The sequence below is a fragment of the Rhodobacter sp. NTK016B genome (assembly GCF_017303295.1).
Classification (GTDB): Bacteria; Pseudomonadota; Alphaproteobacteria; order Rhodobacterales; family Rhodobacteraceae; genus Pararhodobacter.
This window is the reverse complement of sequence record NZ_JAFKOK010000049.1, coordinates 1-323: the sequence shown is the minus strand read 5'-3', so window position 1 is coordinate 323 and position 323 is coordinate 1. Positions and strand designations below refer to the sequence as shown.

1 pseudogene is annotated in these 323 nt (G+C 78.6%); it reads right to left on the bottom strand.

From position 1 onward, the window contains the following. Positions 1 to 323: pseudogene (locus JI664_RS23650) on the bottom strand (hypothetical protein); the annotation flags it as partial.

Below are 323 nucleotides of genomic sequence, written 5' to 3'. Positions count from 1 at the left end.
GGCGCGACGCGTTGCGCGGGGGCAAAGCCCGAGGGCGCGGCGGGCTCGGGCGGCGTGGTTTCGACCGGCTCGGCCGGGGTCTGGGTTGGAGTCAGCACATGGGGCACGAGGCTGGGCGCGTCGAGCGCGGCGAGCGGCGTGTTGGGCGCGGCCCCGGCGGCAACGAGGCCCGAGGGCGCAGCGCTGTCGGGCGCCGTTTCGCGTGTTTCGCTGCGCGGCGCGGGTTCGGAGGCGCTGGCCGGTGCGGGTTCGGGCAAGGGCGCGTCGGGCGCGGGTTCGGCCTCGGTTGTGGCGGCGGTTGCGGGGCGCGAGGGGATCGCGCC